Below are 14,206 nucleotides of genomic sequence, written 5' to 3'. Positions count from 1 at the left end.
CTAAAATGAAAACGAATGAAACGAACCTTGATATGTATGTATGCGTTTGCTGCCGTAGCACTTACTGCTGCGGCGCAACCGCGTTTTTCATCTAATAAAGAAACCCACAACTTCGGACAGATTGAGTGGAAACATCCTGCCAGTGCACAATACGTTATTACCAATACCGGTGACCAACCTTTAGTGCTTACTGAGGTGGACCCTTCCTGTGCCTGTTCCGTAGTTCAGTGGACACAAACGCCTATTGCTCCCGGTGATAAAGGCATCATTACCGTGGAGTTTGATGCAAAAGCATTAGGGCACTTTGATAAATCAATAGCTATCTACTCTAATGCACAACCCGATTTGGCTTATTTGCACTTCACAGGCGAAGTAGTGCGCGAGATTAAAGACTTTACGAAAACTTATCCTTATCTGATTGGTCAGATACGGATAGATAAGAATGAAATTGATTTCCCTGATACCCATCGTGGCGCAAAGCCCGTTATACGGATTGGAGTAGTGAATCTGTCGGATCGTTCGTATGAACCGGTATTGATGCACCTGCCTTCCTACCTGGACATGAAAGTGGAGCCCAGTGTACTTCAGAAAGGTGAGAGAGGGCTGATTACATTAACCCTCAATACAGAGAAACTGACTGATTTGGGACTGACGCAAGCATCTGTTTACCTGTCCCGTTTCACTGGAGACAAAGTGAGTGATGAAAACGAAATACCGCTTTCAGCTATTCTCTTACCCGACTTTTCCGGTATGACAGATACGGATAGGGCAAATGCCCCGGTAATTCGTCTTTCGGAAACCGATATAGACCTGAGTGCTTTATTGGCAAAGAAGAATAAAGTGAAACATGATATACAGCTTACCAATACCGGACGCTCTCCGTTGCAGATTAGTAAACTGCAGGTATTCAATCCTGCCTTGGGAGTAAGTCTTAAAAAAAGTGTGTTGCAGCCGGGGGAAACCACCCGTTTGCGCGTGACGGTAGATAAGAAGAATATCGCAAAGAAGAAACGTCATTTGCGTATTTTGATGATAACCAATGACCCGATGCAACCTAAGGTTGAGATCAATATTAAGGCAAAGTAATAGGATTTATGATTTTAAACTATAAATCCTATCACAAATCTTCTCATAAATCATAAATTATAAATCTTATCATGGAACATCCTGAAAACAATGAAGCCTATAAAGGTCTGGTTGTCAATGCAGGCATTGAACAACCTTCATCTGTTAATCCCTATCGTCGTCCTAAACCCAGAAAGCGTCAGCTCTCCGTGGCGGAGTTTGTAGAAGGCATTGTAAAAGGGGATGTAACCATTCTAAGCCAGGCAGTGACTTTGGTGGAAAGCGTGAAAGTTGAACACCAGGCAGTGGCACAAGAAGTCATTGAGAAATGCCTGCCTTATTCCGGAAATTCTATCCGTGTAGGTATCAGTGGTGTACCGGGAGCGGGTAAAAGTACTTCCATTGATGTTTTCGGTCTGCATGTATTGGAGAAATATGCAGGTAAACTGGCAGTGCTGGCCATCGATCCCAGTAGTGAGCGTAGTAAAGGCAGTATTTTGGGTGATAAGACACGTATGGAGCAACTTTCAGTTCATCCTGCATCCTTTATTCGTCCCAGTCCATCGGCAGGGTCTCTGGGGGGAGTAGCCCGTAAGACGCGTGAGACGATTATTCTTTGTGAGGCTGCCGGTTTCGATAAGATATTTGTAGAGACAGTAGGTGTAGGACAGAGTGAAACAGCTGTACATTCTATGGTCGATTTCTTCCTGCTTATTCAGTTAGCCGGTACGGGCGATGAATTGCAAGGCATCAAACGGGGTATTATGGAAATGGCCGACGGTATTGTTATCAACAAAGCCGATGGTGATAATCTGGAGCGTGCTAAGCTGGCTGCAACTCAGTTCCGTAATGCTCTGCATTTGTTCCCTGCTCCTGAATCAGGATGGACGCCACAGGTAATGACCTATTCCGGCTTCTATAACTTGGGAGTGAAAGAAATCTGGGATATGATTTACGATTACGTTGCTTTTGTGAAGGACAACGGCTACTTTGATTACCGCCGTAATGAACAAAGTAAATACTGGATGTACGAAAGTATTAACGAGCGCCTGCGTGATAGTTTCTATCATAATCCGGTTATAGAAGCTATGCTGGGTGATAAGGAACAGCAAGTATTGCAAGGTAAGCTCACTTCATTTGTTGCTGCAAAAACTTTACTTGATACATACTTTAGTGAGATGAGAAAGGGGTAGAATAGCTCGTAACTTGTAGCTGTCTCACACTTCTTTCCCCTCCTTCTCAAAGTCTGCCTTCGACTTACTCTTCGTCACAATATATACGCCGAGGAACACTAAGGCAACGGCTATTCCCTTTTCCCAGCCGAATACTCCCAAGCCCATGATAATGGCAGCGATAGAAGCTACGATGGGTTGCATGTAGTTGTACATACTCACCACTGTGGGGCGCAACAGTCTTTGCGCAGTCATGATGAAGATATAAGCAAGAAAACTACCGCCTATTACCACATAACCTATTTGTACGTATGCAGCAGTGGATACCTCTGTCCACTGGATACCTGCCACATCCTGATAAGAGAATGGGATATAACACATGGATGCATATATAAACATCCACTTATTCAGCGTGATGGGAGAATATTTCTGCGATAACCCCTTGAATACAGTCAGATAAATAGAGAAACTGATTTGTGCTACCAGACAAAGTAAATCTCCGATGATGCTGCCGTTGCCACTGCCTGCAGTCTGACTACTTAAAATAAGTGTCAGTGCTCCCATAGCTCCCACGAAGATACCCAGTACTTTCAGATTCGTGATAGGCTCTTTCAGATAGATAGCGGCAATAATCATGGTCACGATGGGAAGTGTGGTTGTCACAATAGAGGCATCGATGGGTGAAGTCATTGAAAGACCGAAAATATATACCCCTTGATTGAATACCAGTGCAAAGAGCGAAGCAAAGAATATCTTCAGCATATCGCGGTGGTCCACATGCTCATACTTACAAAATGCGGACAACAGCCAGAAACAAGCTGCCGCACCCACCATTCGGAATGTGGTCACCGATAAAGCTGAGAACTCCATAAGTGCGGATTTGCCGATAGGAGCCATAAGACCCCATAAAATGTTGGCAGTCAGGGCGAATATATGCCCTTGTACATTCTTGTTCATACTCTTTTTGTTTTTGAGGCTGCAAAAGAACAACTATTTTGGGAAACTAAAAAATAATCCTGTATATTTGCTTTGATTAAAAGCAAAAACTATGGAAGAACAAGCCAATTATATCCAACGTATCGAGATACACAGGTTGTGGGATCGCTTTAACATAGCCTGGGATTTGCGTCCCGATGTGAATATCCTTTCCGGTATCAATGGAGTAGGGAAGACTACGATCCTTAACCGTTCTGTTCACTATCTGGAAGAGCTTTCGGGTGAGATAAAGAATGGTGAGATAGAAGGAGTACGTATTACGTTCGATCGTCCGGATGCCACGTATATCCCATACGACGTAATCCGCAGCTATGACCGTCCTTTGATAATGGGCGACTTTACCGCCCGCATGGCTGATCCGAACGTCAAATCCGAACTAGACTGGCAACTCTATCTTTTGCAACGCCGTTATCTTGACTATCAGGTTAACATTGGTAACAAGATGATCGAACTTCTTTCAGGCGATGAGGAACAGCGTTCGCAAGCTGCTTCCCTCTCTTTGCCCAAGCGAAAGTTTCAGGACCTGATGGACCAGTTGTTCAGTTATACCCGCAAAAGCATAGATCGCCGCAGCAATGAAATCATCTTCTATCAGGACGGTGAACGTCTGCTGCCCTATAAACTTTCTTCCGGTGAAAAGCAGATGCTGATTATCCTGCTTACCGTGCTGGTGCGTGACAACGCCCATTGTGTCCTCTTTATGGACGAGCCCGAGGCCTCCCTTCACATCGAGTGGCAGCAGAAACTTATCAGCATGATACGTGAACTGAATCCCAATGTGCAACTGATACTTACCACCCATTCTCCCGCCGTCATCATGGAAGGCTGGCTGGATGCAGTGACGGAAGTTGATGAAATATCTACGGTGATAAGATGATAAGATGATAGGGTGATAGGATGATAAGATGATAAAGTGGTAATGTAACCTCACCCTATCACCCCACCACCTTATCACCCCACCACCTTATCACCCCACCATCCTATCACCCTATCATCCTATCATCATTATCACTTATTATTATGGCTACTTCTTTAAAACATAATCTCACCTCCGCCTATTTCAATGCCGCTAACAAACTCTATCCCAAGAAGGCGCGTCGTCGTATTGTGGCATACGTGGAAAGTTACGATGATGTAGCTTTCTGGCGCACATTGTTGGCAGAGTTCGAGACAGATGATTACTATTTCCAGGTGATGCTGCCTTCAGCCACTTCTCTTGCCAAAGGTAAGAAGATGGTGCTGATGAATACGCTGAACACTACTGAATTGGGCAAGAGTCTGATAGCCTGTGTGGACAGTGACTACGACTTTCTGCTGCAAGGCAAAACTAACGTTTCACATAAGATAAACAGTAGCCCCTACATATTCCAGACGTACGCCTATGCCATCGAGAATTTCCATTGCTATGCTGAAAGCTTGCATGAAGTTTGTGTACAGGCTACGTTGAACGACCGTATGCTGATAGACTTTCCTGCTTTCCTGAAACGCTATTCGCAGATTATTTATCCGCTCTTTCTGTGGAACGTCTGGTTCTATTGTCAACGGGATACATATACTTTCCCGATGTACGATTTCAATGCCTGCACCCGCTTGCAGGAAGTTAATGTGCATCATCCCGAACGGACGTTAGATCCTGTGCAGCGTGCCGTTGATAAGAAACTTTCTGAGATGCGCAGGCGATTTTCGCGAAATATAAAGGCAGTGGAGGCTTTAGGCGTGGAGTTGGAGAGACTGGGATTGAATCCTGATACAACTTACCTATATATACAGGGACATCACCTCATGGACGGTGTTGTGATGAAACTTCTTATCCCCGTATGTACCGTATTGCGTCGTGAGCGTGAACAGGAAATCAAGCGTCTGGCTGCTCACAACGAGCAATTCCATAACGAACTGACCAGTTATGAGAATAGCCAGACCAATGTCAGCCTGATGTTGAAAAAGAACAGCGGATATAAGAACCTTTACTTGTATCAGTGGTTAAAAGAAGATATAGGAGACTTCCTGAACAGGGAGCGATAATTACTAACCATTAACCCCAAAATTAATTCTTAGTATCATGAGCATTGTACAACAAATTAACGAAGGACTTCAGACTTTAGGTTTCAGCCAGTCATTGGCCGACCAGTTAGATCAATTTATTGCATTTCTGGGAGTTCTCCTGGTGGCTTATCTGGCAGATTCCATTTGCCGGAAAGTCTTGCTGAAAGTCGTTTCGCGTTTGGTAAAACAAACAAAAGCTACCTGGGATGACATTGTTTTCGACCGGAAGGTGATGGTGCACCTTAGCCGCATGGTGGCACCTATTCTTATTTATATCCTGCTGCCCCTGGCTTTTTCCGATGCGGGATCGGCAACGTTGGCGCTTATTATGCGTTTCTGCCTCATCTTTATTATTATAATGTTTCTTAGCTTTATCAGCGCTTTGCTTACTGCGGTTTATACCGTATATAGCGAGAAGGAACAGTTTCGCGACCGCCCTCTGAAGGGACTTTTGCAGACTGTGCAGGTAATTCTTTATTTTGTCGGGGGCATCATCGTCGTCAGCATACTGATCGACCGCTCACCCGGTGTATTGCTCACCGGTCTGGGAGCTTCGGCTGCCGTGTTGATGTTAGTGTTCAAAGACAGTATCATGGGCTTTGTTTCCGGTGTGCAACTTTCTGCCAACAATATGCTGAAAGTGGGAGACTGGATTACCATGCCTAAGTATGGAGCGGATGGTGACGTAATAGAAGTATCATTGAACACGGTGAAGGTGCGCAATTTCGACAAGACCATCACTACCATTCCTCCTTACCTGCTTGTAAGCGACTCTTTCCAGAACTGGCGTGGTATGCAGGAGAGTGGCGGACGCCGCATCAAGCGTTCTATCAATATCGATATGAACAGTGTACGGTTCTGTACTCCCGAAATGTTGGCAAAGTATCGCAAGATACAGCTCTTGGCAAACTACGTTGAACAGACGGAACAAGTGATAAAGGAGTATAATGAAGAACATCATATCGATAACTCCATCCTTGTGAACGGGCGTCGCCAGACGAATCTCGGTGTCTTCCGTGCTTACCTGAATTGCTACTTGAAGAGCCATCCGGGTGTAAATCATGATATGACCTGTATGGTGCGTCAGCTTCAACCTACCGACCACGGTATACCGTTGGAACTGTATTTCTTTTCTGCAACCACATCCTGGATACCATACGAGGACTTGCAGTCCGACGTTTTCGACCATCTGCTGGCTATTATTTCAGAGTTTGATCTGCACGTATTCCAGTCACCGTCCGGTGAAGATTTCCGTGAAAGGCTTGGTTGAGATGAAAGGCTCTTGAACTCTCAGGTTATTCTCAATGCGATGGGAAGACCCCTTCAATGCGACGGGAAGACCCCTTCAATGCGATGAGGAAGCCCCTCAATACAATGGGAAGAAACCCTCAATACGATGAGGCGGGCGTTAAATTAACGCCGGACAAGTTCAAAAAGAACTGTCCGGCGTTGCTTTTGTAGAAGCTTAGCTTCGGCGTGTGTATTTCAATGAGTGATTAATATACTGTGTTTTGTGGGTCGAAGTTCGTCCAGCCTTCCAGCCAATTATCATTCGTGTCGCGGAAAGCACCGATATAGTTTCTGTCAGTTCCCATGATAGCCGTGGCGGGGCAGTAATTCTGACCGGTATTCATCGGGTCAGCCAATCCCAGTTCAGCCTCAGTCATTACTTTGTTCGAAGCCTCACTCTTGAAGAAAGTGTGTGAATAAGAAACCTGGCTTTCATCATACGTTCCGGTTTCTCTGTTGTAGAGATAATCTTCGTATTTCTTATTATTGTCCGAGCCAACTACACCCATACCGGCAAAGATGATATTCTTCAGATGGAAATCACCGTTTTTAGAATATTGAACCGTGTTTCCTTTTTCGCCATCCACAATCAGACCGATAGGATAACCTACTGCCAATGTATTTTCGCAGCTCAGCTTACTGCTGCGACGTATCTGTATGGCGGACTGGAACAGACCCAGCTTGGATTTATTATCCGGGTACATGTCACCGGCAGTGATGTATTCGGAAGTGTTCTGGAAATCAGTGTTCTTGGCAGCCATCGGGCCAATGAACGTTACATTCTTAAATGTTGCAGTTGTGAATGGAGCGATGTCTGCACCTGTTCCGTTGTTATCGCTTTCGAAACCATTGGATTGCGAGGTGTCGGCAATGCGCGGGTCACGGATAGACAGGCAGTATTGTACAGTTCCGCTGAAGCCGTTGTCCGTATCGAATTCATCGTCCCAGCCTTTATAAGCTACCAGATATTTGCAGTTCACTGCACCGCCGAACCATTCGAAAGAGTCGTCGTTAGAGTACGATACCTGTAAGTGGTCGATGGTGGTACCACTACCCACGGAGCCGAATGTAATGCCGTTGATCTCTTTGTCTGTTTCAAAGGGATAACCTGCAAACTCCACGCGGATATACTGGAAGATACCGGAATTGTCGGCATCATTGCTGCCTCCGTGTATGGTGCGCGGTCCGCCTTCTATTTGCTGTGTACCCTGGTTGTTTTTGGCTTTACCGCAAATGATTAAACCACCCCAGTCACCCGGTCTGCGCTGTCCGGGAGCTTCCTCGGAAGTCATGACAATAGGGGCTTCCTTGGTTCCTTTCATTTCTACATATCCACCCGGTTCTATAATAAGACTCGCCATTGTCTGTTTGTCACCCTTGATAATAGTGCCTGCGGGAATCCTCAGTTTAGCGCCATCGGCTACGTATACCCAGCCTTTCAGCAGATAGGTTCCTTTTTCCAGAGTTACATCGCCGGTGAATACGAAGTGTTGATCGCCATTGCCCAGTTCTGTTCCATTATTGAACAGTACACCTTTGCTGTAGGCTGTTGTGCCATCATAAGTCACTTCGGGGTCTGTACTTCCATTTCCTCCGTTCCCACCATTCTCTCCATTGGTGTCGTCAGAACAGGAAGACATCACATTTCCAATTGCAATGGCTGTACACATCATAATGATCCAGCCAAACTTCTTAATTTTCATTTTCATACTTTTCTTAATTTGGGAATTAAACTTCTTTATGTTCAGGTTTTGTTAGTACTTTATAAACTGAAAGGGTGGGATATCAGAAGCTATAGGCTATGGCCAGGTTGTAGCTTCTTCCCGGTTTGTAACTGCGGGTCACCTCTTCAATGGTGCGGGCTTGTCCGTTTACGGTGACGTCTTCAAACTGTTTGAAGTAGTAGCGTTCGGCCAGCAAGTCACGTATGGTAGCTTTAATTTCCAGTTTGCCAAACTTTTTGCTTGCCGAAAGGTCGATGCTGTTGCGCGGCATTTCGTAAGAGTTTGGTATGTTGCGTGCATCACCTTCGGAAGAACTGCCGTAGCGGTTGCCTACACCGATGATACGTTTTCCGATACGGTTGTAGAGTACGGCGGCGTTCCATCCCTTATCCGGATTGTTATAGAAGAGACCCGTGTTGATGAGGTAAGGCGATTGCCCCTGCATGGGACGGTCTATATTATTGCCACCTTCTTTAAACTGTACTTTGCTCTTGATCCATGCGCCATTGAATGAGAAACTGAAATTACGCATACCGATGAAGTCGAGATTCTTGCGGATATCTACTTCTATACCGTAGTTGTTGGCACCTTTGGCGTTGACGTAAGAGTAGACCGGATCAGTTCCTCCCGACATGGTGTAGGTCCATTCAATAGGATTTTTGAAGTGTTTGTAGAACAGGGCAATGGAAACTTGCTCACCATTGCTGGGATACCATTCGTAGCGTAAGTCTACGTTCTGTATGTAAGCTGCCTGCAGGGATGAATTACCCATGACACTGCTTCCCAGGTCGAAATCATAATAGACGGAAGTGGACAGTTCACGAAATTCAGGACGGTTTACCGATTTACCGTAAGCCAGGCGGAACTGATGCTTTTCACTCAGTTTGTAAGTGGCATTGACGGAAGGGAACAGGTCTTTATAGTCATAGAAAGTACTTTGCAGGCTTTCTTCATACGAGCGGGTATTCATGATCAGTTCCTGACGGGCATATTCATAGCGTGCTCCGGCGTAGAAGTTGAAGGAACCTATCGGAACGTTGATGCCGACATAACCGGACAATTGCGTGTTTTTGCCCTCATAGTTATTCATGTAGTTCACTTCTTCCTGCATGTAGAGTTTGTCAATTCCATAGTTGGAGTCTATCAATATATTGTTTGCCACATCATTGTCAAACTGGAATCCCTTAGGCAGGCTGTTATTCGGTTGCCAGCCGTACTGGAACTGGCGGGTGTTGTAGGTACGTGTACGGTACTCGCCATAAGCACCGGCTTTCAAAGTAGGGGCGATGTCACCGAACTGGAAATCCTGGCGATAATTTATATTTGCTGAGCCGATGTGTTCGTCCAGTTTGGTGAATTCACGGCTGATACGGTAAATACCCATGGTTTCATTGGTGCGGTCGGTACGTTCAATGAGGCGACGGTCCGGCAGGTTACGGTTGGCGTAAGCATAACCCACACTCCAGTCGAAACGACTGTCGTCAAAGTTGTGCCTGCCTGTGAACTGGGTGTTGTAAGTGGTACGGCTGGAGTAGTAATACTCCATGTTGTTGATGTTGTCCGGTTGTGCGTTGAAACCTGTACGTTCCGAGTAGCGGTCTTTGGATATCTGGTTGAAGATATTCTTGAATTCATAGCGATGGTTGCTGTTGCGCGGCTGGAAGGTGAGGTTCAGCAGGGCACCGAGGCGGACATCATTGCTGTACTGGTTGTCCGTTGCTTTCCGCAGATAGACGTATTTGTCATTGTTGGTATCATAAGGACCATAGAGAGAGTTTTCCATATCGAGATAGGTCTTATAGGAGTTGCTGTAATTCACAGCAGCCAGCATACCGATGGTACGTCCACTTTCGGTTTCCCACTTGCGGTTGTATGCCATATTCAATTTTAAGTCCCCTACGGGTTTGATGGTTTTCAGTGTCCAGTCGTTGTTGAAACCATTGTTCAATACATCTATGCGAGCTGTATTTCCGGTTTCATATCCGGGATACATGTTCAGTGTGCCTTTCATACCGGCATCCAGACTACGGAAACCGTTTCCGAAGCCGAGCCGGTCCATGCCGCTACCCTTGGCTTTACGAAAGTCTTTGAAGTGCGTCTGGTCATTGACAGCTCCTCCTACTGATATGTTGAAGCTGTTTTCGCCGGGCATATCTTTGGTATTTATCAGGATGAATCCACCCGTGAAGTCTGCGGGATATTCCGGAGCGGGGCTTTTTACGATTACCATATTATCCAGTTGTGAACTGGGGATGATGTCGAATGAAAAGGCGCGTGAATCGGCTTCCGAACTGGGCACGGCACTCCCGTTCATCCATACATTATTGTACCGCTGCGACAGGCCGCGCACCATTACAAACTTTTCGTCGATGATGCTGATGCCGGGTACGCGACGGATGACTTCCGAGGCATTGCTGTCCTGGGTTTTAGCTATTTGTTGGGCGGAAACCCCGCTCTGTACTACGAGGCTGCGGCGTTGTTCCTGTATGAGTGCCACCTCGTTATTCCGTTTGGCTTGTGCAGTGACGGAGACTTCGCCTAACGTTTGTGCATCACTCTCCATTTCAAAGTTCAGCACAGTTTCGGCCTTAACTTTTACACTGTTGAGCAGGATGTCTTTGTATCCTATATATCTCACGGCTATGGTGTATGTACCGTCTTTTACATTCAGCGTATAGTTACCGTCGATGTCGGCTACTGCCCCCTGCGCTGTCCCGGTTATCTGTATGGTAGCTCCGGTCAACGGCTCTTTCGTCTGCTTGTCGAGGACGGTCCCTTTGATGTTTCCAGCCAGGGCGGTCATGGTGGAAAGTACCAGTAATAAAATGAAGAAAAATACTTTTCCTAAATCCAGTTTCATGCTCATCTTTTATTGTTTCTTGTTTCCGGTGCAAAGATGCGGCAACGGAATTACAACCGTAATACACATGTCATACAATTGATTCTCAATTAAGTTACAATTTGGTGACACCACGGATAAAGCGGACCTATTCAGTTCATAGCCTATAACGTTCTAAACTTTCTTTTTTTGTTAGTAGGAATAGGACAGAAATTAATAAGTAAGCATTATCTTTGCGCTATTCAGAATATTAAAAGCACAAATCGTATGAGTGGCAATCGATCACATGAGGCAAAACGTTTTCAGCTCCTTTCGTCTGTTGGACAAATAGGCTGGTGGGAAGCAGATTTCACTACTGGGGAATATCTTTGTTCCGAGTATGTTTGTAATTTGTTAGGCTTGAAGGGAGACACGCTGACTTTCCGCCAGTTTGGTCAATTGATTCGTGAAGATTACCGTTGCCGCATTACACGTGAATTCCTTTCGATAGAAGAAATCGAGGTATATGAGCAAACTTTTCCTATCTACTCTTCACAAGGCATTGTGTGGGTTCGTTCCCGTCTGGGTGAAAAGTGGCTGACAGAAGATGGACATCCAAAGGCATTTGGTATCCTTCAATTGGTTGATATCCCTGCGGACGAACAATCCGGTGGTATTCTGAAACAGTTTAATGAATTGTTGTTTCGACAGCATTCTGTGTCCCAGTCCTTACGTAATTTTCTGAAGGACAAGAATCTGAGTGAGGTTATTTCGGGAGTATTGAAAGATGTCCTTGAACTCTTTCATGGAGGACGTGTCTATATAGTAGAATATGATGCCGGTTATCGTACCCAGAGTTGTACTTACGAGGTAGTGGCTGACGGGGTCAGCCCTGAAATAGATATGTTGCAACAGATTCCGACCAATGGTATGGAGTGGTGGCTTAAACAAATGTTGGCGGGCAAGCCTATCCTGTTGAATACTTTATCGGATTTGCCCCGGGTGGCCCGTCAGGAATCTGAGATACTTGCTGTGCAGAATATAAAGTCACTCATGGTGGTTCCTCTTCGGAATACCGAACGGGTGTGGGGATATATCGGCATTGATTTGGTAGACAGATACTATAAATGGACGAATGAAGATTATCAATGGTTTTCCTCTTTGGCTGACATCATTAATATTTGTATCAGTCTGCGCCTTGCCAGAGATGAGGCCGACCGTGAACGTAATTTCCTGAGCAATCTTTATAAGCATATGCCTATGGGATATGTACGCCTTTCCATTCTTTGCGACGAAGAAGGAGAACCTTATGACTATCTTATCACAGATGCTAATCAGTTTAGTGCGGATTTGTGCGGTTCACCTTTAGAGAGATACAAAGGGCGTTTTGCTTCGGAAATCTATTCCTCAGACAAACTGTCAACCAAACTTCTGATTCTTGCAGATATACACAAGCATGGCTTGTACAGGGAATTGGACGAATATTTTGAAGAGTCAAAGAGGACTTGTCATTGCATTATTTATTCTCCCGAACCGGATGAGTTGGTTTGTCTCTATATGGATGTCACTGAGATGCGCCGTACGTATATGGCTTTGGATCACAGTGAGAAACTATTGCGAAATCTCTTTTCTAACATCCCTGTCGGTGTGGAGATTTATAATAAGGATGGGATACTGATAGATCTTAATAATAAAGATATGGAGATATTCGGGGTCAAAGATAAATCAAGTACGCTTGGAGTGAATTTCTATGAGAATCCGAATGTGCCGTCTGATATCCGCGAAAGAGTGAAGATAGAAGATGAATTTGACTTTTCGCAGGACTATGAATTTTCTAATGTGAGCGATTATTATGAATCGGAAAAGAAAGGTGGAATAGAACTTTATACCAAAGTAAGTAAGATATACGATAACCAAGGCGATAACAATGGCTTTGTGCTTATCAATATAGATAATACGGAACGTATCAGTTCCATCAACCGGATACGTGATTTTGAGAACTTCTTCCTGCTGATTTCAGAATATGCCAAGGTAGGTTATGCCAAACTGAATCTGCTTACCCGTAATGGATATGCCATCAAGCAATGGTATAAGAATATGGGTGAAGATGAAGATACGCCATTGGCTGAAGTGGTAGGAATTTATAATAAAATGCACCCGCAAGACAGGGTACGTGTATTGGCTTTCTTCGAGAAGGCTAAACGAGGGGAAGCTACGAGTTTCAAAAGTGAGATGCGTGTGCTCAAACCCGGAACATTGAATCAATGGAACTGGGTACGCATGAATGTGGTACTCAACCGCTATGACCCAGCAAATGGACTGATTGAATTAATCGGTGTCAACTATGATATCACCGAGTTGAAGGAAACGGAACAAAAGCTGATTGAAGCCAAAGAGAAAGCTGAAGAGGCAGACCGCCTGAAGAGTGCTTTCCTGGCAAATATGAGTCATGAGATACGTACACCGTTGAATGCCATTGTCGGTTTCTCAAGCTTATTAGTGGAGACGGAAGATCCGGAAGAAAAGCTGGAATACGCCAAAATGGTGGAAGAGAATAATGAATTGTTGCTCCAACTGATTTCAGATATTCTGGATCTGTCGAAGATAGAGGCGGGAACTTTTGATTTTAAGTTCAGAGATTTCGACATTAATACTTTGTGCGGAGATCTTGTACGCTCCATGCAGTTGAGAGTGAAACCGGGAGTGGAACTTATTTTTGAGTCAACCTTGCCGCAATGCGTCATCGTCAGCGATCCTAACCGCTTGCACCAGGTGGTTTCCAACTTTATAAATAATGCCATTAAATTCACTACCACGGGCAGCATTCGGATCGGATACGATAAGCCGGACGACAAGCATTTGCGGGTATATGTGACAGACACTGGCATTGGTATTGCTCCCGAAGCTTGTCGTAAGATATTCGACCGCTTCATTAAGCTGAACTCTTTTGTACAGGGCACAGGACTGGGGCTTTCTATCAGTAAAAGCATCATCGAACAGTTAGGAGGTACCATTGGAGTAAACAGTGAGTTAGGCAAAGGTTCGACATTCTGGTTTATCCTGCCGCTGGAATAATATCAGTTACGAGCTACAAAAGT

At 45.0% G+C, this 14,206-nt stretch carries 9 protein-coding genes; 6 read left to right on the top strand and 3 right to left on the bottom strand.

The window, feature by feature from the left end; translation table 11 throughout:
* The first annotated feature begins 15 nt into the window (after window positions 1-15).
* Complete coding sequence (locus BACINT_RS20920) at window positions 16-1,086, top strand: DUF1573 domain-containing protein (RefSeq protein ID WP_044155148.1); 1,071 nt, start codon at window positions 16-18, stop codon at window positions 1,084-1,086.
* A gap of 71 nt (window positions 1,087-1,157) precedes the next feature.
* Window positions 1,158-2,258, top strand: a complete 1,101-nt coding sequence (gene meaB, locus BACINT_RS20915; protein ID WP_007666996.1) for a methylmalonyl Co-A mutase-associated GTPase MeaB — start codon at window positions 1,158-1,160, stop codon at window positions 2,256-2,258.
* A gap of 24 nt (window positions 2,259-2,282) precedes the next feature.
* On the opposite strand, the gene BACINT_RS20910 is transcribed toward meaB, so the two are convergent.
* Window positions 2,283-3,194, bottom strand: a complete 912-nt coding sequence (locus BACINT_RS20910) for a DMT family transporter (RefSeq protein WP_007666995.1) — start codon at window positions 3,192-3,194, stop codon at window positions 2,283-2,285.
* 91 nt (window positions 3,195-3,285) lie between these two features.
* Between BACINT_RS20910 and BACINT_RS20905 the strand changes: the two genes are divergently transcribed.
* The 3 genes from BACINT_RS20905 to BACINT_RS20895 all read left to right on the top strand — a co-directional run bounded on the left by BACINT_RS20905 (window position 3,286) and on the right by BACINT_RS20895 (window position 6,546).
* Window positions 3,286-4,110 carry an AAA family ATPase gene (locus BACINT_RS20905; RefSeq protein ID WP_007666993.1) on the top strand — a complete coding sequence of 275 codons (825 nt, stop codon included), beginning with the start codon at window positions 3,286-3,288 and terminating at the stop codon, window positions 4,108-4,110.
* A 143-nt stretch (window positions 4,111-4,253) separates the two neighbouring features.
* Entirely contained in the window at window positions 4,254-5,255 is a 1,002-nt protein-coding gene (locus BACINT_RS20900; protein ID WP_007666991.1) for a DUF4435 domain-containing protein, read from the top strand.
* Between the two features lie 37 nt (window positions 5,256-5,292).
* Entirely contained in the window at window positions 5,293-6,546 is a 1,254-nt protein-coding gene (locus BACINT_RS20895; RefSeq protein WP_007666989.1) for a mechanosensitive ion channel family protein, read from the top strand.
* Between the two features lie 226 nt (window positions 6,547-6,772).
* On the opposite strand, the gene BACINT_RS20890 is transcribed toward BACINT_RS20895, so the two are convergent.
* Together BACINT_RS20890 and BACINT_RS20885 are read right to left on the bottom strand one after the other, a co-directional pair.
* On the bottom strand, window positions 6,773-8,275 hold the full coding sequence (locus tag BACINT_RS20890; protein WP_007666986.1) for a hypothetical protein: 1,503 nt from the start codon (window positions 8,273-8,275) through the stop codon (window positions 6,773-6,775).
* A 76-nt stretch (window positions 8,276-8,351) separates the two neighbouring features.
* Entirely contained in the window at window positions 8,352-11,150 is a 2,799-nt protein-coding gene (locus tag BACINT_RS20885) for a TonB-dependent receptor (RefSeq protein ID WP_044155405.1), read from the bottom strand.
* Window positions 11,151-11,396: 246 nt separating this feature from the next.
* Between BACINT_RS20885 and BACINT_RS20880 the strand changes: the two genes are divergently transcribed.
* Complete coding sequence (locus tag BACINT_RS20880; protein WP_007666980.1) at window positions 11,397-14,183, top strand: sensor histidine kinase; 2,787 nt, start codon at window positions 11,397-11,399, stop codon at window positions 14,181-14,183.
* Window positions 14,184-14,206: the final 23 nt, after the last annotated feature.

Source organism: Bacteroides intestinalis DSM 17393, from assembly GCF_000172175.1.
GTDB lineage: Bacteria > Bacteroidota > Bacteroidia > Bacteroidales > Bacteroidaceae > Bacteroides > Bacteroides intestinalis.
The sequence above is the reverse complement of the archived record's forward strand: the minus strand, read 5'-3'. Positions and strand labels throughout refer to the sequence as shown.